Here is a 21243-nt window from a genome sequence, read left to right on the forward strand (position 1 = left end):
ACCGCCCCCAGCGGGCCTGTCTCTTCCACACGGGGCCACCGTGGGCAGGGGATGGTGCCACCGGAAGGCCCCCCGGGCGCACCGGGTGCACCGGACGCGCCACACCCCGGGGAAGCCGGGGAGACCGGGGCCCTCAGGCCCCGGTGGGCGCCGGGCGCCGCCCGGTCACGACTCCCGCGTGCCCGCGTACATCTCGTCGAGCAGATACCCGTACTCCCGCTCGACGACCGGCCGCTTCAGCTTCAGGCTCGGCGTCAGCTCACCGTGCTCGATGTCGAGGTCCCGCGGCAGCAGCCGGAACTTCTTGATCGTCTGCCAGCGCTGCAAACCCTCGTTGAGCTGCTGGACGTAGCCGTCGATGAGCGCGACCGTCGCGGGCGCGGCGACGATGTCGGCGTAGGGCTTGCCGCCGAGGCCGTTCTCCTCGGCCCACTCGGTGATCGCGATCTCGTCGAGCGCGATGAGCGCGGTGCAGAAGTTCCGGTTGGCACCGTGCACCAGGATGTTGGAGAGGTACGGGCAGACCGCCTTGAACTGGCCCTCGACCTCGGCCGGCGCGATGTACTTGCCGCCGGAGGTCTTGATCAGGTCCTTCTTGCGGTCCGTGATGCGCAGGTAGCCGTCCGAGGACAGTTCTCCGATGTCGCCGGTGTGGAACCAGCCGTCGGACTCCAGCACCTCCGCCGTCTTCTCGGGCAGCCCGTGGTAGCCCTGCATGATGCCGGGGCCGCGCATCAGGATCTCGCCGTCGTCCGCGATGCGCACCTCCGTGCCGGGCAGCGGTTTGCCGACCGTGCCGGTGCGGTAGGCCTCGCCCGGGTTGACGAAGGACGCCGCGGAGGACTCGGTGAGGCCGTAGCCCTCCAGGATGTGCACACCGGCGCCGGCGAAGAAGTAGCCGATCTCCGGCGCCAGCGCGGCGGAGCCGGAGACACAGGCGCGCATCCGACCGCCGAACGCCTCGCGCAGCTTGGCGTAGACGAGCTTGTCGGCGACCTTGTGCTTGATCGTGAGGCTCGTCGGGGCCGAGGCGGTGCCGGTGCGCTGGAAGTTGTCCTGGGTGACCTTGCCGTACTCGCGTGCCACCTCGGCGGCCCACTGGAAGATCTTGAACTTGGCGGCCCCGCCGGCCCGCGCCTTGGCCGCGACGCCGTTGTAGACCTTCTCGAAGATGCGCGGCACGGCCGCCATGTACGTCGGCCTGACCACCGGCAGATTCTCGATGATCTTGTCGACCCGGCCGTCGACGGCGGTGACGTGGCCCACCTCGATCTGCCCGCTGGTGAGCACCTTGCCGAAGACATGGGCGAGCGGCAGCCAGAGGTACTGCACGTCGCTCTGGAAGACCAGGCCGGTGGCGGCGATGGCCTTGGCCATGTACGACCAGTTGTCGTGCGGCAGGCGCACGCCCTTGGGGCGGCCGGTGGTGCCGGAGGTGTAGATCAGCGTGGCCAGCTGGTCGGCGGTGATCGCGGCGACCCGCTCCTTGACCACGTCCGCGTCCTTCTCCAGGCGGGCGGCGCCACGGGCCTCGAGCTCGTCGAGGCTGAGTACCCAGCCGTCGGGCTCGTCGGCGGGCGCCGGGCCTATGCCCTGGGCGTCGATCACCACGACATGGGCGAGGTCGGGCAGCTCGAAGCGCCGCTCGCGTGCCTTGGCGAGCTGCTCGGCGTTCTCCGCGACCAGCACCTTGCTGCCGGAGTCGGAAAGGATGAAGGCCGACTCCTCGGCGTTGGTCTGCGGGTAGATGGTCGTCGTGGCCGCCCCGGCGCACAGGATGCCGAAGTCGGCCAGGATCCACTCGAGCCGGGTGGCGGCGGCGAGCGCGACCCGCTCCTCGGGCTGCACGCCGAGCTCGATCAGCCCCGCGGCGATGGCGTAGACGCGTTCGGCCGACTCCGCCCAGGTCAGCGTCTTCCACTCGTCGGGCCCCGTCCCGGAGGCGGGCGGCACCGGATACTGGAAGGCAGGCGCGTCGGGCGTGGCGGACACCCGCTCAAGGAAGAGCGTCGCCACGGACGGCGGGCGGTTTTCGATCTGGGGCTGTGTGTCGCTCACGACTTCCTCCGGGCCCGCGACAGTGTGCACCGTGCGTCTGCGACGTCTTCGCTGTGCGGCTGCTGCTTGAGGCGGTTTGCTTGGGGGTGTTGTTTGCGGCGCCTGCGCGGCGCGTTGTTTAACTCGTGAGTAACCAACGAGTTGTGATCAGACTAGAGCCCTGCCGCGCCCCACGTAAGAGGCTACGAACAGAGTCTTTACACGGAACTCCGTCTCTTTGCACACAGTCCGGCTTCTGTGCACAGCCGACACGTCTTGCGACCGGTCCGGGGCCGGCGAGCGGTACACCCGACGCCGGCGGAACCTCACGGGCACACGGGGGGGGCACACGGCGCGGGGGGCCCGGCGGCACCCGTTCGGATCGGACGCGAGGCCGACGCACGGACGGATACGACGTAACGGATGTAACGCGCATAACGGCACCCAAACGGATAGGAAAGGCTCCCCGCCCGCCTTGGGGGCGCGGGCGGGGAGCCTGGTACGCGCAGGTGTACCCGGGTCCGTGGACGCCATCGGCGTCATGCGTGCCGTGGGCGTCATGGATGGCATGGGCGTCATGGGTGCCGTGGGCACGTCATGGGCGCCGTGGACGTTACTTCTTCGCCTTCGCCTTGCCGCCGTCGTCACTGGAGAGGACGGCGATGAAGGCCTCCTGGGGCACCTCCACCGAACCGACCATCTTCATCCGCTTCTTGCCTTCCTTCTGCTTCTCCAGCAGCTTCCGCTTACGGGAGATGTCACCGCCGTAGCACTTGGCGAGGACGTCCTTGCGGATGGCGCGGATGGTCTCGCGCGCGATGACCCGGGAGCCGATGGCGGCCTGCACGGGCACCTCGAAGTTCTGCCGCGGGATGAGCTCCTTGAGCTTGGCGACGAGCCGCACCCCGTACGCGTACGCCTGGTCCTTGTGGGTGATCGCCGAGAAGGCGTCGACCTTGTCGCCGTGCAGCAGGATGTCGACCTTGACCAGGTCGGACTGCTGCTCCCCGGTGGGCTCGTAGTCCAACGAGGCGTACCCGCGGGTCTTGGACTTCAGCTGGTCGAAGAAGTCGAAGACGATCTCGGCGAGCGGAAGCGCGTACCGGATCTCCACACGGTCCTCGGAGAGGTAGTCCATGCCTCCCATGACGCCGCGCCGGCTCTGGCAGAGCTCCATGATCGCGCCGATGAACTCGCTGGGCGCCAGGATGGTGGCCCGTACCACCGGCTCCTGCACCTCGTCGATCTTCCCCTCGGGAAACTCACTCGGATTGGTGACCGTGTACTCGGTGCCGTCTTCCATGCGGACCTGGTAGACCACGTTCGGCGCGGTGGCGATCAGGTCGAGACCGAACTCGCGCTCGAGGCGCTCGCGTACCACGTCCAGGTGGAGCAGCCCGAGGAAGCCGACCCGGAAACCGAAGCCGAGCGCCGCGGAGGTCTCCGGCTCGTAGACCAGCGCGGCATCGTTGAGCTGGAGCTTCTCCAGGGCGTCGCGCAGTTCGGGGTAGTCCGAGCCGTCCAGCGGGTACAGGCCGGAGAAGACCATGGGCTTGGGGTCCTTGTAGCCGCCGAGCGGCTCCTGGGCGCCCTTGGTCTGCGCGGTGATGGTGTCACCGACCTTGGACTGCCGGACGTCCTTCACGCCGGTGATGAGGTAACCCACCTCGCCGACCCCGAGGCCGTCCGCGGGCAGCATCTCCGGAGAGTTGGTGCCGATCTCCAGCAGCTCGTGGGTCGCACCGGTGGACATCATCCGGATCCGCTCGCGGCGGTTGAGCTGTCCGTCGACGACACGCACGTACGTCACCACGCCGCGGTACGAGTCGTAGACCGAGTCGAAGATCATCGCGCGGGCGGGGGCGTCGGCGACGCCGACCGGAGCCGGCACCTCGGCCACCACCTTGTCCAGCAGCGCCTCCACGCCGAGGCCGGTCTTCGCAGAGACCTTCAGCACGTCGGTGGGCTCACAGCCGACGAGGTTGGCCAGCTCCTCGGAGAACTTCTCCGGCTGGGCGGCCGGCAGGTCGATCTTGTTGAGCACCGGAATGATCGCGAGATCGTTCTCCATGGCCAGATAGAGGTTGGCGAGGGTCTGCGCCTCGATCCCCTGGGCCGCGTCCACCAGCAGGATCGTGCCCTCGCACGCGGCCAGCGAGCGGGACACCTCATAGGTGAAGTCCACGTGGCCCGGCGTGTCGATCATGTTCAGGATATGGGTCTGGCCCGAGGCCGCGCCGCTGGTCGGGGCCCAGGGCAGCCGGACCGCCTGGGACTTGATCGTGATGCCGCGCTCGCGCTCGATGTCCATCCGGTCGAGGTACTGGGCTCGCATCTGCCGCTGCTCGACCACCCCGGTGAGCTGGAGCATCCGGTCGGCCAGGGTGGACTTGCCGTGGTCGATGTGCGCGATGATGCAGAAATTGCGGATCAGAGCCGGGGCGGTACGGCTCGGCTGAGGCACATGGTTAGTGGTCGCGGGCACGCAGGGTCCTGTCTCTTGAGGCTGCTCAGGCCTCGGCTCGGATCTCGGGATCCACTCGGGATCGATACGTAGCCTCCATGGTCCCACGGGCCGGGCAGTGCGACCGGTTTGGGCTGCTCGGTCGCCGACTGCTAGATTGGGCAGCTGTGTCTTCGGACCTATCGGGCCGAGCCGGGAATGGACCTCGTTTGTCCGTCTATACCATCCCGGATTCCGGCGGATGACGGCCTGGAACGGTCCGAATCAGTCCGGATCGGCCCAGATCGGTCCGAGTCGGCCGGGAATCGGTACTGGATTGGTTCAGGATCGACCTCGGGTGGGTTCGAGACACGCACAAAGCACTTTCTTCCGTAACTGAACCTGTACCTGAAAAGGCTCATTCGTGGCGAACATCAAGTCCCAGATCAAGCGGATCAAGACCAACGAGAAGGCCCGGCAGCGCAACAAGGCCGTGAAGTCCTCTCTGAAGACCGCGATCCGCCGCACCCGTGAGGCCGTCGAAGCGGGTGACATGGAGAAGGCCACTGCGGCAGCGCGCGAGGCTTCGCGCAAGCTGGACAAGGCCGTCTCGAAGGGCGTCATCCACAAGAACCAGGCCGCCAACAAGAAGTCGGCCCTGGCTCACAAGGTCGCATCCCTCAAGGGCTGAGGCGCCCGGCGCCTCCCGGTAGCGGTCCCGACCCTGCCGTACGTGCGTGTGTGCACCGCTGTCCGTGCCCCGCGAGAACCGCGATATGCGAGGACCGCGATATGCGAGGACACGCACTACGTGTGCACTTGCGCGAGGTGAGGGTCGTGTGATCGACCGACCAACTGAATGATCGACCGCCGGACGGACCCAGAGCGGGCCCTCTCATCCGCTCCCTGCCGGCACTTTCGGGCTCCGCATATACCTCATATATCTCATATACCTCGAGGTGTGCCTCGCGTTCGCCACGACGCGGGGGCGGACCCCTCATGACAGTCCTGAGAACCCCTTCTCCGCCTTTCCCCGGGCGAGCAGGGGTTCTCGGCGTTTGGGGAGGAGTGCCTGATGTCAGGGCCCATGCGCCACGGGAGGGCCTATGCGCCGCGGGATCGGGCCGCGCGGGCGATGGCGACGACCGCCTTCTCCAGCGCGTACTCCGGGTCATCGCCACCGCCCTTGACGCCGGCGTCCGCCTCCGCGACGGCTCGTAGCGCCGCGGACACGCCGTCCGGTGTCCATCCCCGCATCTGCTGGCGCACCCGGTCGATCTTCCACGGCGGCATGCCCAGTTCCCGTGCGAGATCCGCGGGACGTCCGCCGCGCGCGGCGGAGAGCTTGCCGATGGCCCGTACGCCCTGCGCGAGGGCGCTGGTGATCAGAACGGGGGCGACGCCCGTCGCCAACGACCAGCGCAACGCCTCCAGGGCCTCCGCGGCCCGGCCCTCCACGGCGCGGTCGGCCACGGTGAAGCTGGACGCCTCGGCCCGGCCCGTGTAGTACCGCCCCACCACCGCCTCGTCGATGGTGCCCGCCACATCCGCGGCGAGCTGGGACACCGCCGAGGCCAGCTCCCGCAGATCGCTGCCGATCGCGTCGACCAGGGCCTGGCATGCCTCCGGCGTCGCAGACCGGCCGAGCGTCCGGAACTCGCCGCGCACGAACGACAGCCGGTCCGCCGGCTTCGTCATCTTCGGGCAGGCGACCTCCCGCGCCCCGACCTTGCGCGCGGCGTCCAGCAGGCCCTTGCCCTTGGCACCGCCGGCGTGCAGCAGGACCAGGGTGATCTCCTCCACGGGCGCCGCCAGGTACGCCTTCACGTCCTTGATGGTGTCCGCGGACAGGTCCTGCGCCTGGCGCACCACGACGACCTTCCGCTCGGCGAAGAGCGAGGGGCTCGTCAGCTCGGCCAGCGTGCCCGGCGTCAGCTGGTCCGGGGCCAGGTCCCGCACATCCGTGTCCGGATCGGCCGCGCGGGCCGCGGCGACCACCTCCTGCACGGCGCGGTCGAGCAGGAGATCCTCCTGCCCGACGGCGAGCGTGACGGGCGCGAGTGGATCGGACCCGCCGGACCTGCCGGAGGTCCCGGTGCGTGCAATGTTCTTGGCCATCGCGCCCCAGCATCCCACGCGGCACTGACAACCCGGTCCCGCAGGCCGGCGAGCCGACCACGGACGGGACGTCCCACAGGCCGGCGAGCCGGCCATGGACGGGACCCGTGGCGGGCACCCCCGACCGCCCATCACGCTCACCCAGGCTCCCCGAGGCACCCAGCCACCCCGCCACCCCGCCACCCCGCCACCCGGCCACCCGGCCACCCGGCCACCCGGCCACCCGGCCACCCGGCCACCCGGCCACCCGGCCACCGGGTATCGTCCGGCCGCCCCGGGATCGTCCGGCCGCCCCGGGATCGTCCGGCCGCCGCGGGATCGTCTGGCCGTCCCGGCTCACTCGGCCGTCACGGCTCCTCGCGCCAGCCGTCCCATTCCGCTGCGAACTCGTCAAGCTCCCGCGCGTCCAGCTGGTCCTCGGCGTCCTCGACGATCAGCAACCACTGGGCGTCCTCGGCGTCGTCCTCACCGGCGAGCGCCTCCCGCACGATCTGGGGTTCCTCGGACAGGCCCAGCCGGTCCACCAGCGCCTCGGCGGCCTCTTCCGCCGCGTCCCGATCCGGCAGCACGAGGACGTGTCTGACCTCGGACCCGTCCTCACTCATCTCTTCCACAAAGCTCACGCCCCCCACGAATCCCGAAACCATCCGGCACCTGCGTCGCCACTCGACTCAGGCACATCAGCATTTTCGGGCATTCGGCGCCGCACCCGGGGCCGGGGTCGATGACTGGCCGGCTCACCCCTTCGGGACGATCTGCACGTCCAGGTCGATCGCGATGCTGGGGCCGACGACCGCGATACCGCGGGCCAGCATCGTCTGCCAGCTGACGGTGAAGTCGTCACGGTGCAACTCGGCGGTGGCACGGCAGGCGGCGCGTTTCTCGCCCTCCATACCGTTGCCGAGCCCCTGGTACTCGGCGTTGAGGGTGACCGTGCGGGTGACGCCGTGCAGCGTCAGCGCACCCACGATCGCCCACTGGTTGCCGCCTCGGTGCATGAAACGGTCACTGTAGAACTCCACGGTCGGGAAGCGCGCCACATCCAGGAAATCGGCCGAACGCAGGTGGTCGTCCCGCATGCGGACATTGGTGTCGATGGATGAGGCGTCGATCACGACATGCATCACGGAGTCTTCCATGGAGTCCGCTATGCGGATCGCACCAGCAAAGCTGTTGAACCTTCCATGAATCCGCGCAAGGCCGATATGACGGGCCGTGAAGCCGATCGACGTATGCATCGGCTCGATCTCCCAATCGCCCTGCTCAGGAAGCGTCAGGGGCGGCGAATACTGGAGCGTCACATCCCCCAGAGCAGCGTACGCATCCTCGGCGACCGTGGCATCCGCGTGATGCGGCAGATAGCCGTCCGCGGTGACCGTCAGCCGGTACCCGCCGGCCGGCACGGTCGCCACGAAGTTGCCATACGGATCGGCACCACCTGCGACAACCGTACGACCGATACTGTCGGCCACGCTCACCTTCGCCTGCCGCACGGGCTCACCGACCGAATCCAGCACCCGGCAGCCCAACACTCCCGCATCCGGCGGCACGGACACCGCCGGGAGAACCCCATTCCGAAGCCCTCGGTTCATCCGTTTTCCCAGCAAGCGGCCGAACATCAGCAAGCACTCCCATGTCGTATGAAAACTTGTCAGTAACTGTGCGACGGCCGAATCGTGCGTCACGACCACCGGATGCGGTAATCAACTTTCGCGAAGGAACATTCGATCATTGTCGCCACATTCGGAGCAACTACTGGCCACTGTCGCAGAATTCACAGAGGGCCCTGCTGGATATGAGGAAGATCTCGCCAGTGATCATTCAGGAGGCTTCCGCACGGCGGCCCGAGACCGTCCGATCAGCCGGGAGACGCCCGCGACTGCGCCACACGCAACCCTTGTGGTGTGGTGCCGGTGACCGCGAGCGAGCCGTTCCGATCGGTCCTGAGGACCATGGCGCCGCTGGTCCGCAGCGCGGCCACGGTGCGCGGCGAGGGGTGGCCGTACGGGTTGCCGGCACCGCACGAGATCAGTGCGAGCCGTGGCGCCGCGGTCCGCAGCAACCACGGGTCCTGGTACGCCGAGCCGTGGTGCGCGACTTTCATCACGTCGACATGCGCGAGGTCCACACCGGCTGGGCTGCGCAGCAGCCCTTGCTGCGCCGGTGGTTCGAGATCGCCGAGCAGCAGCAACCGCAGTCCCGCGGTGTGCACCAGCAGCGCGATGCTGGCGTCGTTGGGGTCGTCGGGCTGGGGCGCGGGGCGCGCCGGTGGCCACAGCACCTGCCAGGTCAGCGCACCGGTGCGGCGCCGCTCTCCCGGCAGGACACGCCTGACCGGAATGTGCCGCTCAGCGGCGGTCCTGCGCACGAACGCCGCCTGGTCCGCGGGCTCTTGAAGCGAGGTCGTCTCGATGGCCGCGACCCTTCGCCCCCGCAGCACTCCGGTGAGCCCGGCCACATGGTCGGCGTGGAAGTGGGTGAGCAGCACCAACGGGATCCGGGTGATGCCCAACGCGCGCAGGCAGTGGTCGACCAGCGCGGGCTCGGGCCCCGTGTCGACCACCACTGCGCTGCCGTCTCCCACCGCCAGCACGGTGGCGTCGCCCTGCCCCACGTCGCACATCGCGAACCGCCAGCCCGGCGGGGGCCAGCCCGCCAGCACCCGCGGGAGCGGCGCTGGTTGCAGGACGAACAGCAGCAGGCCCGCCACGCACACCAGGCACACCCATGGATGCCGGATCAGCCTGCGGCCCACCCCGATCAGCACCACCATGGCGACCGCCAGCAGCACACCGCCCCGCCAACCGCCCGACCACGGCACACCGCCGCCCGGCAGGTCCGCGCCGGTGCGGGCGATGTCCGCCAGCCAGTTCACCGGCCAGCCCGCACACCAGGCGAACGCCCTGGCGAGCGGCATCGCCACGGGCGCCGTCACCAGGGCCGCGAACCCCAGCACGGTGGCGGGACCGACCACGCACTCCGCCAGCAGATTGCACGGCACCGCCACCAGGCTCACCCGCGCCGCCAGCATCACGACCACCGGTGCGCACACCACCTGCGCGGCGGCCGCGGCCGCCAGCGCCTCCGCCACCCGGGACGGCAGGCCCCGACTCCGCAGCGCCGCCGCCCACCGTGGCGCCAGCGTGAGCAGGGCGCCGGTCGCCAGCACCGAGAGCACGAAACCGGGGCTACGCGCCAGCCACGGGTCGTAGAGCGCCAGCAGCAACACCACCGCCGCCAGGGCCGGGAGCAGCGCTCTGCGGCGGCCCGTGGCCAGGGCGAGCAGCACGATCCCCCCGCAGGCCGCCGCCCGCAGCACGCTGGGCTCCGGGCGGCAGACCACCACGAACCCGAGCGCCAGCGCCCCACCGAGCACGGCGGTGCTGCGCAGCCCGAGGCCCAGCCGGCCGGCCAGACCACGCCGCTCGGCCCGGTGCGCCAGGCCCGGCGGCCCGACCAGCACGGCCAGCAGAATCGTGAAGTTGGCGCCGCTGACGGCCAGGACATGAGTGAGGTCGGTGGCCCGGAACGCATCCTCCAACTCGGGCGAGACCCCTGAGGTGTCTCCGACGACGAGCCCGGGGAGCAGCGCACGCGCGTCCGGTGACAGGCCGCGAACGGCCGTGCGCAGCCCCTCGCGCAGCCGGCCCGCGAACCGCTGCGGGGCCGACGGCGGCCTGACGACCCGCGGCGGCTCGCCGCGCGCCACCCGCACCACCGCGGCGATGCGGTCCCCTCCGTGCATCGGTGGGGCGAGCCGGGCCCGTACCCGCACGCGCGTGCTCGGCAGCAACCCCTCCCACCCGGGCTCCGGGGCGGCCCGGGACCGCGCCCCGGACGTGGATCGCACCCCGGACGGAGATCGCGCCCCGGACGGGGACCGCGTTCCGGACCGGCCGGGGCCGCCGTCGCCCTGCGGTGCGTCAACGATCACCAGGACCGGGGTCCTGGTTTCCCAGCCGCCGCCGTCTGCCGTCCTGATCCGCACGGCCCGTGCGTCGGCCACGACGGCGACCGGTGCCATGTGGTCGCCCGTGACGCGCGGACGGGTTCTGCGGGGGTCCGAGGTGATGTCCAGGTCCACGGTCACCCGGGCGTATCGGTGCGCCAGATCGGGCACGGGGCCGCGGTGCAGGTCGGCGCCGTGCAACCCGGCGGAGGCGGCCGCCGCGGCGACGCACAGCAGCACCGCCGCCGCGGACATCCGGCCCGCTGCGTACCGCCGGCCCGTCCGACGGCCGGCCGGCCCTCGGCCTCCCGCTTTTCTCGCCGGTACCGCGAGGAGGCCGACCGCGACCCCCACACACCCCAGTACCGCCACGATCACCCAGCTCGACGGTGCGTCCACCAGCACGGCCGCGGTGCCCCACGCGGCGAGCGCAGGCGGCACCAGCCGCAGATCCGCCGGGCCCTCCTGCCGGGGATGCGAAGCGCCGAGCCGACTGGCCGCGTCCCGGTGCACGGCAGCCCGCGCCGCAGCACCGGAAGCCGGCCGGGGCTCGCCCCGGCACGAACCACTGCCCGGCTCGGTGCCGCGGTACGGGTCGGGGGCGTGGTACGGGTCGGCGGCAGTGCTTTCCGGCGCGGTCCCGAGCCGGCTCCCCGCGTCGCCGGCGGGAGAGGTCGGCTGCCGGGTCTGGCGGGGCCCACCGGCCCGCCGCCCGGTCGCATCGGTGCTCATGGCCGTACCAGGGCGCGCAGGTCGGCGAACCGGCGGTCGCCGATGCCGTTGACCTCGCGGAGCTCGTCGACGGAACGGAAGCCGCCGTGCTGGGTGCGGTAGTCGATGATGTGCTGCGCCAGGACCGGGCCGACGCCCGGGAGCGTGTCCAACTGCTCCACCGTGGCGGTGTTCAGACTCACCGGGGTCACGGGCGTGCCCCCGCCCCCGCCTGCCCCACCGGCCGCAGATCCGCCCGTGCCCGGCGCGCCCGCTCCACCGGCCGGACCGGCACCCGCGCCCGTTGCCGGCTCGCCCACGATCACCTGCTCACCGTCGACGAGGAGGCGTGCGCGGTTGAGGTTCTCCGTGGAGACGCCGGGGGACACTCCGCCGGCCGCACGCAGTGCGTCAGCCACCCGCGAGCCCGCGGGAAGGTGCTGAAGTCCGGGCCTGCGCACCTTGCCCGTGACGTCCACGACGATCGTCGTGCCGCCGGTCTGGGGTGGGCCGCCGGTCGGCGTGGCGGGCGGGTCCTCGGGCTCCGTGCCGGCCTCCGGCACTGCGGCGCGCACCACGTCCGGTGGTGGGACCGGCTCGGTGCGGCCGGTCCAGAAGTGCTGGACCGCGAAGCCGGCGGCAACGACGAGGACCACCACCAGCGCGATCACGCTGCGGCGCTCCAGACCGCAGCGTGCCTGGAGGGCCTGGGCCCACAGCGGCATCCGCTCACGCACCGCGGCACCCGTCCTCGTCCGCCACGACGCCGACCCGCCGGCCCATCCGATGCCCCCTACACCGTCTGCGCCACCACGATCGCGTACCGCCTCGTCGTCGCCCTCGCCCGCGTCCTCGCCGTCACCGCCGCCGCCCACGACGACCGCCTCACCGCGATCCCACCCAGCCTCGGCAACACGACCAGCCGGATCCCGCCCGCTCGAACCGGCGCTGTTCCCTTCCCCCTCCCCCGGCCCAACGCGCTTCCCCACCCCCGAACCAGCACGACTGCGCCCATCCGAACCGCCACGACCCAGCCCGACCGAACCCGCACGATCACGGCGGCCCTGCCCGACGTCGCCCTCGCAGTCGCCGTCGCCTGGGGGCGTGGTACCACCTGCCGATCCCGCCCCAGCACCGCCGTCCGTCCTGACTCCGCCATCCGTCCCAGAGCCGCTGTCTGTCCCAGCGCCGAAACCCGACGCGGCACCTCGCCCCGCCCCAGCACCACGCTCCGCCCCGCCGCCATCACGCGCCCCGGCACCGATGGCCACCCCCATCCCGCCCCCGCCGTACGCCCGCGGCGCGGCACCCGGGGTCAGGCCAAGTGGTGCCGTAGCGTCCACCACACCCGCGTCCGGAGGATCACCACCCGGGCCCGGGTGGCCGGTCGATCGGTCGGCGAAGACCGCTTCGGTGCGTAATCTCAGCGTTTCCGTTCTCGCGCTGGTGCGGCGTGCGCGAGCGCCGGGTAAGCGGGCGCGGTGGGGGCGGACCCGGCTGTCCGACGCGGGGGCGCGGCCCGGGCCGCTGGTCGCGGGAGACGCGGTCCGTGAAACACGTGATCGAAGTGCCATGCAGGGGACGCTAGGCAGTTCCCCACCACGTTGTGGATCTTGGTCGATTCCCGTGGATTACTTACCGGTTGTGGACAACTCCGTCACCCACCCGAGTCCCAGGGCCCTCACCGCTCCCCCACTCCCCACTCCCCGGCGCCGGGGGCCGCGGCGCCCCGGCTCACCTCGGCGAGACCACCGCGCCCAGCAGGCCGGGCCCCGTGTGTGCGCCGATGACCGCGCCGACCTCGCTCAGATGCAGGTCGACCAGGGCGGGGATGCGGTCGCGGAGCCGGTCGGCGAGGAGCGCGGCTCGTTCGGGGGACGCGAGGTGGTGCACGGCGATGTCCACCTCGCTGTGGCCCGCGCGGTCGGCGACGATCTCCTCCAGCCGGGCGATGGCCCGGGACGCGGTCCGCACCTTCTCCAGCAGTTCGATGCGGCCGGCGTCGAGCTGAAGCAGCGGCTTGACTGCGAGAGCGGAGCCCAGCAGGGCCTGGGCAGCGCCGATCCGGCCGCCCCGCCGCAGGTAGTCCAGGGTGTCGACGTAGAAGTACGTGGCCGTGCCCGCGGCTCGTTTCTCCGCTGCGGTGACCGCCTCGTCGACGGTGCCGTCCGCTTCCGCGGTCTGAGCGGCCGCGAGGGCGCAGAAGCCGAGGGCCATGGCGACCATGCCGGTGTCCACGACTCGCACCGGAACGGGTGCCTCGCGTGCTGCGAGCACTGCCGCGTCGTAGGTTCCGGAGAACTCCGCGGACAGGTGGAGCGACACGATGCCTTTCGCGCCGGCCTCCGCCGCCTTGCGGTACGTCTCTGCGAACACCGCAGGTGCGGGCCGTGAGGTGGTCACCGGTCGCCGCTTCTGGAGCGCCTGGGCAAGGGAGCGGGCCGAGATCTCGGTGCCTTCTTGCAGTGCCCGGCCGTCCAGCACCACGGTGAGGGGCACGGAGATGATGCCGTGCCGCTCCATCGTCCGCTGCGGCAGGTAGGCCGTGGAGTCGGTGACGATGGCGACATGGCGGGACATGAGCTGGAGGTTACCCGCAGGTGCCGGTGGTCGGCAGCCCGGGCCCGTCCACCTGGTGACCGCTCATGTGGGCGCGTCTACCCACCGGACATCGCCATGAACCTCCGTTGTCCATGGGCCTTGCGCGCAGCCGGTGGGGATGCCGCCCCGGGCCTGCGCCCGCATCGCACGCCGGTGGGGGTCAGGTGGTGTTTTCGGGGCGGCTCTGCTTCTGCCAGCGGTGGGTGGGCGGCCGGACCGCCGGGGAGATCGCGGGGCGCGTCGCGTCCTGCGCGCCCCCTGTCGGGGGTCGTGGGGCCTGCTGGCGCTCGCGTCCGGGCCGCTCGCCGGCTGCTGATCCGGTTCCGCCGGAGGACGCACCGGATCCGCCGGTCGCCGGACGGGAGCGCGGTGCCCGGCGCGGGGGCGCGGAGTCGTGCACCCAGTGCCGCAACGCGCCCGCCTCCATGTCGATCTGTGCGCTGAGGTTGTCCAGGTCGTCGTCGGCGAACCGGTGGGCACGGTCGCGGGCGGCCCAGCGCAACGCGTCGGCGGAGTCGACGATGCGCCGGGTGCGCTCCCGCAGCTCGGGCAGCCGGCCGGCCAGTGCGGCCCGGTCGGGCTCGCTCTCCAGGCGCTTCAGCTCGTTGTCCAACTCGTGCCCGTGGACGCTCAGCCGCTTGAAGAGGCCTACCGACTCCTTCAGGGACTCGTCCTGCCCGGCCTCGGCGTGCAGGGCGTCCTGGGTGGCCCGCATCGTCGTGCGCAGCCGCAGCCGCAACTGGGCCAGCTCACCGGCGGGACCGGGCTGTGCGTACGACTTGGCGCGCAGCGCGGAGTCCTCGACCGTGCGCCGCGCCTGCGTGATGGTGCGGTCCACGCCGCGCTTGGCCGCGCCGACCGCCTTGACGGTGGCGTACGCACCGAGGGCCACGAACAGCAGGAACAGCAGCGCCATGACGGCGAGCACGGTCTCCATGACGCTCCTTGGGATACTCCCGGTGCTGACGATCCTGACGGTGCGGGGTGCGCGCGATCCGTCCGCGGGCGCCGGCCCCGCTCTCCTCCGGCATCCCGCCCGTGGGCGAGCGCACGCTTGCGGTACGCCGCCTGCGGATCCACGCGTGTACTGCGGGTCCAGTCTGCGGCTCCGGTGCAGAAATCCCTTGGACCCTGCCGGAACGGGTGGGTCGTGCGGCCCTCCCGCACGCCTCTCGGGTTCTTTCCGGGCTGCCACGGCCCATGCCGGCAACCCACCACTCCACGGTAAACGCAAACCGTGGTCAGGGAGTTCCGCCGGAACCCGGAACCTACCCGTAGGGGACCTCCCGGATCCGGTCCCTGCGACTGCCCCAACCCCGAAACGCAGCGAAGAAGCCCGACCCACAGCGAAGGCGACCTACCCCCGCACCATCCACGAGCAGATCGCCCTTCGACCACCTTCTGGGCCCAACGCAGTGCCCCTCGAACCTTGAGGCACCCCCGGACGGGCCACCCCCAAGGGGGCGCGGGTGGCAAAGCCCCCGCACAGCGCGGCGAAGCCGCGCAAAAAAGGAACGAGGCGAGGCGGCCCGCGCTGTCCGCGGGCACACCTCGCCTCTCGCCTCGTGGAGCTAAGGAGAATTGAACTCCTGACCTCTTGCATGCCATGCAAGCGCTCTACCAACTGAGCTATAGCCCCTTGCGACCGCCGCCCGACTGCTCGGCGGCGGAGCCAACATTACACGCTCCCCCAGGTGGATCACCAAATCCATTTCACGGGCGGCCGCCAGCGCGCGCCGCAGGTACCCGAGTCATGCCAGCCACGCCCGCCGGACGGCCGGGACGAGGGTGACGAGCGGTTGACCAGGGCGACCACGCGTCATGCCGTGGCGAAGGAGTAGAAACGCTTGAGCGTGCAGTGTTCGTCCAGGAGCCGTCCGTAGATCGGCTCGCCCTCCAGTTCCCGGTACGTCTCGATCGGGTCGCCCTTTATGATCAGCGCCCGCGCGCATTCCTCGCACCAGTACTGGTAGTCGGGGTTGACCGGCTCCATGTCGCGGACGATGGGGGTGCCGCCGCCGCACCAATCGCATTTCCGCCTGTGTGCGCCCATCCGTCAGCTCCAGTTGTGGCCGCAGGCCGTGCAGACGTAAGAGACACCGCCGTTGTCGCCGAGCATCTGGGCGACATGGCTGGAGCCGCAGGACGGGCAGGTGAGGTGGGTCTTGACGGCGGGGCCGGGGGGACGGAGGCCGGGGTGGCCGAGGAGGAGCCGGGCGGTGGGGAGGGTCCTGGAGGGGGTCTTCGGATGTCTCTTCACCGCTTCGGGGAGGTTGCCGGCCTCCCCAGGGATGCACGCAGGCATCGTTTCTCCCTCCCGTCGGGTGTCCCCTTCCGGCCCTTTTGATTCTGCCACGGAGGGTTGCTGGGGGTCATCGACGCAGGAGTACCAGTCCGGACACGACGTTCGACCACCAGGCACGACGTTCTAACAGAGGTCATCGGGTAGAACGCGGGCCAGTGGGACTTCGCGAGCGGGCCGCCCGGGCTCTCCGACCACCACCCAAGGGGGTGCGGGTGGCAAAGCCCCCGCACAGCGCGGCAAAACCGCGCAAAAAGGAACGAGGCGAGGACACCCACGCTTCCTGTGGGCACACCTCGCCTCTCGCCTCGTGGAGCTAAGGAGAATTGAACTCCTGACCTCCTGCATGCCATGCAGGCGCTCTACCAACTGAGCTATAGCCCCTTGTGCCCGTCCCGTTGATCCCGGGCGAACAACCAGAACTTTAGCCTGCGGGCTGCCGGAAAGTGAAATCCGCCCCCGGCTACGCCGCGCCGTGCAGCCGCGCCCGGTGCACGCCGGAGCGTGCCCGACATGACCCGGCGCGTCCGGCCGCCGGGCCGGCCTCAGTCGTCGTCGCCCAGCACCGGCGCCGGCAGGGTGCCGGCGTTGTGCTCCAGCAACCGCCAGCCGCGCAGGCCCTCGCCCACCACCGACCAGCAGCAGTTCGACAGGCCGCCCAGGCTCTCCCAGTGCGGGGGCTCGAGGCCGAGCAGCCGCCCGATGGTGGTACGGATGGTGCCGCCGTGACTGACGACCACCAGCGTGCCGTCATCCGGCAGCTTCTCGGCGTGTCGCAGCACGACGGGGGCGGCGCGGTCGGCGACCTCCGTCTCCAGCTCGCCGCCGCCCCTGCGGACCGGCTCGCCGCGCTTCCAGGCCGCGTACTGGTCGCCGTACGACGCGATGATCTCCTCGTGCGTCAGGCCCTGCCAGACGCCCGCGTAGGTCTCTCGCAGGGCCTCGTCGTACGTCACCTCCAGGCCGGTGACACGGGCCAGCTCGGCGGCGGTGGCCACCGCCCTGCTGAGGTCGGAGGCGATGATCGCGTCCGGGTGGAGGGAGGCGAGCAGCCTGGCGGAGCGGCGGGCCTGGCCGGCGCCCTCCTCGGTCAGCGGCACGTCCATGGAGCCCTGGAAGCGGCGCTCCAGGTTCCACGCGGTCTGGCCGTGCCGCCAGAGGATGAGGCGCCGGCCGCGGTGGCCGTCGCTCATCGAAGCTCCCCGCCGAGCTCACGCATCTCGGCGGCCTCCTCGGCGGCCTGCTCGCGCTGGGCGTACTCCTTGCTCTTGCCGCGGGTGGCCTTGGCGTCGGCCGGCAGCTCCATCTCGGGGCAGTCCTTCCACAGCCGCTCCAGGGCGTAGAAGACGCGCTCCTCGCTGTGCTGGACGTGCACGACGATGTCGACGTAGTCGAGCAGTACCCAGCGGGCCTCACGGTCGCCCTCCCGGCGCACCGGCTTGGCGTCCAGCTCCTTCATCAGCCGCTCCTCGATCTCGTCGACGATGGCCTTGACCTGGCGGTCGTTCGGAGCGGAGGCGAGCAGGAAGGCGTCGGTGATCGCCAGCACGTCGCTGACGTCGTAGGCGATGATGTCGTGCGCGAGCTTGTCGGCGGCCGCCTGCGCGGCGGTGGTGATGAGCTCGGAGGAACGGTCCGTTGCGGTCACTGCGCAGCTTTCGGTCGAGGAAACGGCATCGCCCGGCCCGCGGTGGCGCGCCGCGAAGGGCGGGTGCACCGGCGGTCGGACACCTCCCAGGGTCTCACGGACCGCCGACCGTTCCTCAAACGATTACTCCGGCTTCGAACACCCACCGCACACGGTCCAGGCGCCCTCGCTCCACGGCGGCAGCCCGCCTACGGATGCGGACGACGCCCACGTGCCCCGGCGCCCGCGCGGGAACCGGGGTACGCCGCGGGCGCCTACGACGTCGTGCGCTGGTAGTCGTAGTCCTGGCCGAGCACGACCGACACATCGGCGTTCGTGGTGGTCTTGCCCTTCTTGACGGCGCTGGTGGGCAGGCCGAGGGTCTTGGCGACCTCGACCGCGTCCTGCTTGCGCTTGTCGTCGGCATAGGTGATCTGCGAGGACACCTGCGCAGGGGAGGTCGTGCCGTCGACGAAGGTGTAGCCGCCGTTCACCAGGGTGACGCGGGCGCTCTCGGTGGCCTGCTTGGCGCCGGTGGCGTTCTTGACGCCGACCCGCACGGCATCGCCCTGCTCGGCCGGCTTGACGGTGCCTCCCAGGACCTCCTTGACGCGGTCCGTGGCCTGCTGGCTGAGCGTGCCGTCCTGCTGGACGGGCAGCATCGTGGTGCTGTAGTCGCCGCCCTTGGCGAGGTCGGCCAGCTTGGCCAGGAAGGCCCCGAGGTCCTTGTCGGTCAGGGACGGGTCAAGGATCTGCTGCAACGTCTGGATGGTGGTCGTGGCGGAGCCCGAGTCGGACGACATCTTGCGCAGCACGCCCTGCATGACCTGGCCGAAGCGATTCAGCTGGGCGGTCTCGGGCTCGCCGGGTGCGCGGTAGGTGGCGTAGGCCACGGCCATCGCGCCGCTGAGGGTCTGGTTCTCGCCCTTCTTCACCAGCGGCTCGGGCGTGCCCTTGCCGCCCTTGCCACTCTTGCCGCCCTTGGCGTCCGGGTCGGGCACGTCCGCGTCGGTGGTGATGTCGATGCCGCCGACCAGCTCGACGAGGTTCTCCAGGTACGGCGTGTCGAGCCGCCAGGTGCCCTGGATCTGGGTGCCCAGCAGGGTGTCCACGGACTCCCGGGTGCCGGTCGAGCCGTCGTCGCTCACCGACTTGCCCAGGGTGGTGGCGGTGCCGTCGTCGGCGGTCAGGGCGAGCGAGTTGGGCAGCAGGAGGGTGGCGCCGTGCTTGGTGGTGGTGTTGTCCACCAGCAGCACGGTGGAGGTGCCGCCCTTCTTGGTGTTGTGCAGGTGGACGACGATCACGTCGCGGTTCTGGGGGCCGCTTTCCTGGGCGGAGCCCGCCCCTGAGTCGGTGCCGGGCAGCGCGGGCAGCTTCCCCGCGTACCAGAGGTAACCGACCCCGCCGGCCAGGGCCAGTGCCAGGACGACGACCAACGCTATGACGCGACTGCGGGCCCGGCGTCTGGCCTCCTCACGACGCTCGGTGCGTGACTCGGTGAATTTGAGCCAGTCGATGACGTCTTCGGAGTCCTCGCTCTCCTCCTCCACGAAAGCGAACTGGTCGGGCCGGTAATCGGCGTCGGCGCCCGCTCCGGGCCGCCCGTCCGGGCCGGAGTCACGCGGCGGGCGCGAGCGCACGCCGGCGCCCGCCCCCCGGCCCGCCGGCTCGTGCAGCTCCTGGGCGGGCACCACGGGCTGCCGCGCCGTCTCGTACGCCCCGTGGGCCTGCTGATGCGGTACGGCGGGCTGCTGGCCGGTGCCGTGCGGGTCGTACGGGGGAACGGTGGGCTGCTGGCCGGTGCCGTAGGGGTCGTCGTGGCCGGTCTGGGGGTACCACCCGTCCGGCGACGGAGGAGGGTCCTGCGCGGGGATGACGGGCTGCTGGGCGGTGCCGTACGGATCGCCATAGGCGTAGGGGTCCTGCGGGGCGCCGTACGGCTGGGCCGTGCCGTACCCGTCGTACGGGCCGTGGCCCTGGTGCGCGCCGTGCTGGCCGCCGGACGGGCCGTTCTGCTGGTGCGGCGGACGCTGCGGCACCTGCTGGTACACGGGCTGACCGTTCGCGTCGTAGCCGATGAGCTCGTACTGGTCCCCCGCGTATCCGTCATGGCGATCGTTCACAGGTGGCCTCCCGGCTCAGGTGCCGCGGTAGAGCTTGCGCTTGTCGATGTAGCGCACCACACCGTCCGGTACGAGGTACCAGACGGGGTCGCCCGCTGCGACCCTCGCACGACAGTCCGTGGAGGAGATGGCCAGCGCGGGAACCTCCACCAGCGTGACGCCGCCCTCGGGCAGGCCCGGATCGGTGAGCGTGTGCCCGGGGCGGGTGCAGCCGATGAAGTGCGCCAGCGAGAACAGTTCGTCGGTGTCGCGCCAGGTGAGGATCTGCCCGAGGGCGTCGGCACCGGTGATGAAGAACAGGTCCGTGTCCGGATTGAGGTCACACAGCTCGCGGAGGGTGTCCGTGGTGTAGGTGGGGCCCGCGCGGTCGATGTCGATCCGGCTGACCGAGAACTGCGGGTTCTCCGCGGTCGCGATGACCGTCATCAGGTAGCGGTCCTCCGCGGCGGAGACCTCCGTCTCGGCCTTCTGCCAGGGCTGCCCGGTCGGTACGAAGACGACCTCGTCGAGCTGGAACTGCGCGGCGACCTCGCTGGCCGCCACCAGGTGCCCGTGGTGGATCGGGTCGAACGTACCGCCCATGACGCCGAGGCGGCGCTTGCCCGTGACCGACGAACCGGCCTGGGCGCTCCGGCTGTCGGCCGTGCCCGGCCGGTCGGTCCGGGGGTACCGCCCACGCCCTTCGGGGGGTGGGGGAATGTCCTGCTCTCCCATGCGTGCAGACCCTACCGGCCCGACGGTGGGGCCCCGGCGGGCCCCACCCGGCGGTCGGCGGCCGGGCGACGGCTCAGCGGTCGCGGTTGAAGCGGGTGGTGACCCACAGCAGCAGCAGGAGCACGAAGAGCGCGCCGCCGCCGGTGAGGTAGGGGCTGAGGCTTTCATGGTTGCCACCGCCCTCGCCATCGGCGGCGAGAGTGACCAGCTGGGTGGCGGTGCTGTAGGGGCTCATCGTCGACAGGACCTATCCGGAAGTGGTGGTTCGGGCAGTGGGGTGAAGTCTTTCCCGGGCTCATCGTATGCGGACGGCCACGGGACCCTCACGGCGACTCCGGTCCCGTCCTCTCACCCTGCGTCACGGCCGCCACGGTCGCCCGCGTGATGTTTCCCACTGTCGGCCTCCTCGCGGCCGCCGCCCGCGCCGCCGGGGCCCTCCTGTCCGCCGTCCTCCGGGTCCCCGGCGTCGCGGTAGCCGCGCAGCAGGAACCAGGCCATCAGGGCGGCGCCGACCAGCAGCACCACCAGCACGATGCGCAGCAGGGGACCGGGGCCCTGCTGCTCGGCTGCGCTCACGACGCCGGCCAGCGTGGTGGGGGACATGTGCTCCATGGGGGG

The 21243-nt window shown here is 71.2% G+C and carries 18 protein-coding genes and 2 tRNA genes; 1 reads left to right on the plus strand and 19 read right to left on the minus strand.

Translation table 11 applies throughout. The features are described 5' to 3' along the window. Nucleotides 1–165 precede the first annotated feature (165 nt). Together NQO67_RS21210 and lepA are read right to left on the minus strand one after the other, a co-directional pair. Nucleotides 166–2058 (minus strand): AMP-dependent synthetase/ligase, encoded by a 1893-nt coding sequence (locus NQO67_RS21210; RefSeq protein WP_255951684.1) that lies wholly within the window; start codon nucleotides 2056–2058, stop codon nucleotides 166–168. A gap of 592 nt (nucleotides 2059–2650) precedes the next feature. After that, the gene (lepA, locus tag NQO67_RS21215) at nucleotides 2651–4522 is read right to left on the minus strand and encodes a translation elongation factor 4 (RefSeq protein WP_255951685.1); all 1872 of its coding nucleotides are present in this window, start codon (nucleotides 4520–4522) and stop codon (nucleotides 2651–2653) included. A gap of 382 nt (nucleotides 4523–4904) precedes the next feature. Here lepA and rpsT point away from each other — a divergent pair, with 382 nt between their 5' ends. After that, a complete protein-coding gene (gene rpsT / locus NQO67_RS21220) occupies nucleotides 4905–5171 on the plus strand; it encodes a 30S ribosomal protein S20 (protein WP_255951686.1) in 267 nt (88 codons plus the stop codon). Nucleotides 5172–5584: 413 nt separating this feature from the next. Here rpsT and holA read toward each other — a convergent pair whose 3' ends face one another. The 17 genes from holA to NQO67_RS21305 form a co-directional block, all read right to left on the minus strand. After that, the gene (gene holA, locus NQO67_RS21225; RefSeq protein WP_255951687.1) at nucleotides 5585–6598 is read right to left on the minus strand and encodes a DNA polymerase III subunit delta; all 1014 of its coding nucleotides are present in this window, start codon (nucleotides 6596–6598) and stop codon (nucleotides 5585–5587) included. Nucleotides 6599–6945: 347 nt separating this feature from the next. Beyond that, on the minus strand, nucleotides 6946–7203 hold the full coding sequence (locus NQO67_RS21230; RefSeq protein ID WP_255951893.1) for a hypothetical protein: 258 nt from the start codon (nucleotides 7201–7203) through the stop codon (nucleotides 6946–6948). Between the two features lie 132 nt (nucleotides 7204–7335). Beyond that, entirely contained in the window at nucleotides 7336–8217 is an 882-nt protein-coding gene (locus NQO67_RS21235; protein WP_255951894.1) for a YceI family protein, read from the minus strand. A gap of 239 nt (nucleotides 8218–8456) precedes the next feature. After that, the gene (locus tag NQO67_RS21240) at nucleotides 8457–11279 is read right to left on the minus strand and encodes a ComEC/Rec2 family competence protein (RefSeq protein ID WP_255951688.1); all 2823 of its coding nucleotides are present in this window, start codon (nucleotides 11277–11279) and stop codon (nucleotides 8457–8459) included. Beyond that, a complete protein-coding gene (locus tag NQO67_RS21245) occupies nucleotides 11276–12292 on the minus strand; it encodes a ComEA family DNA-binding protein (protein WP_305126094.1) in 1017 nt (338 codons plus the stop codon). The genes NQO67_RS21240 and NQO67_RS21245 overlap by 4 nt, the downstream gene beginning before the upstream one ends. Nucleotides 12293–12992: 700 nt before the next feature. Further along, entirely contained in the window at nucleotides 12993–13838 is an 846-nt protein-coding gene (locus tag NQO67_RS21250) for a DegV family protein (RefSeq protein WP_255951690.1), read from the minus strand. A 181-nt stretch (nucleotides 13839–14019) separates the two neighbouring features. Beyond that, nucleotides 14020–14796 (minus strand): hypothetical protein, encoded by a 777-nt coding sequence (locus NQO67_RS21255; RefSeq protein ID WP_255951691.1) that lies wholly within the window; start codon nucleotides 14794–14796, stop codon nucleotides 14020–14022. A 629-nt stretch (nucleotides 14797–15425) separates the two neighbouring features. Then, a tRNA-Ala gene (locus NQO67_RS21260) sits at nucleotides 15426–15498 on the minus strand. A gap of 180 nt (nucleotides 15499–15678) precedes the next feature. After that, nucleotides 15679–15912: a hypothetical protein gene (locus NQO67_RS21265; RefSeq protein WP_255951692.1), complete on the minus strand. Its 234-nt coding sequence runs from the start codon at nucleotides 15910–15912 to the stop codon at nucleotides 15679–15681. A gap of 3 nt (nucleotides 15913–15915) precedes the next feature. Then, on the minus strand, nucleotides 15916–16119 hold the full coding sequence (locus tag NQO67_RS21270; RefSeq protein ID WP_374119051.1) for a hypothetical protein: 204 nt from the start codon (nucleotides 16117–16119) through the stop codon (nucleotides 15916–15918). Nucleotides 16120–16472: 353 nt separating this feature from the next. After that, nucleotides 16473–16545 (minus strand) — tRNA-Ala (locus NQO67_RS21275). 161 nt (nucleotides 16546–16706) lie between these two features. Beyond that, the gene (locus NQO67_RS21280; protein WP_255951693.1) at nucleotides 16707–17354 is read right to left on the minus strand and encodes a histidine phosphatase family protein; all 648 of its coding nucleotides are present in this window, start codon (nucleotides 17352–17354) and stop codon (nucleotides 16707–16709) included. Next, the gene (gene rsfS, locus NQO67_RS21285; RefSeq protein ID WP_255951694.1) at nucleotides 17351–17809 is read right to left on the minus strand and encodes a ribosome silencing factor; all 459 of its coding nucleotides are present in this window, start codon (nucleotides 17807–17809) and stop codon (nucleotides 17351–17353) included. The genes NQO67_RS21280 and rsfS overlap by 4 nt, the downstream gene beginning before the upstream one ends. 254 nt (nucleotides 17810–18063) lie before the next feature. Beyond that, complete coding sequence (locus NQO67_RS21290; protein WP_255951695.1) at nucleotides 18064–19911, minus strand: LCP family glycopolymer transferase; 1848 nt, start codon at nucleotides 19909–19911, stop codon at nucleotides 18064–18066. A 15-nt stretch (nucleotides 19912–19926) separates the two neighbouring features. Continuing rightward, on the minus strand, nucleotides 19927–20625 hold the full coding sequence (nadD, locus tag NQO67_RS21295) for a nicotinate-nucleotide adenylyltransferase (protein ID WP_374119044.1): 699 nt from the start codon (nucleotides 20623–20625) through the stop codon (nucleotides 19927–19929). Nucleotides 20626–20698: 73 nt separating this feature from the next. Continuing rightward, on the minus strand, nucleotides 20699–20860 hold the full coding sequence (locus NQO67_RS21300) for a hypothetical protein (RefSeq protein WP_255951696.1): 162 nt from the start codon (nucleotides 20858–20860) through the stop codon (nucleotides 20699–20701). Between the two features lie 113 nt (nucleotides 20861–20973). Next, nucleotides 20974–21237 carry a hypothetical protein gene (locus NQO67_RS21305; RefSeq protein ID WP_255951916.1) on the minus strand — a complete coding sequence of 88 codons (264 nt, stop codon included), beginning with the start codon at nucleotides 21235–21237 and terminating at the stop codon, nucleotides 20974–20976. Between the last annotated feature and the right edge of the window lie 6 nt (nucleotides 21238–21243).

Origin of the sequence: Streptomyces odontomachi, assembly GCF_024435355.1 — a bacterium.
Taxonomy (GTDB): Bacteria; Actinomycetota; Actinomycetes; order Streptomycetales; family Streptomycetaceae; genus Streptomyces; species Streptomyces odontomachi.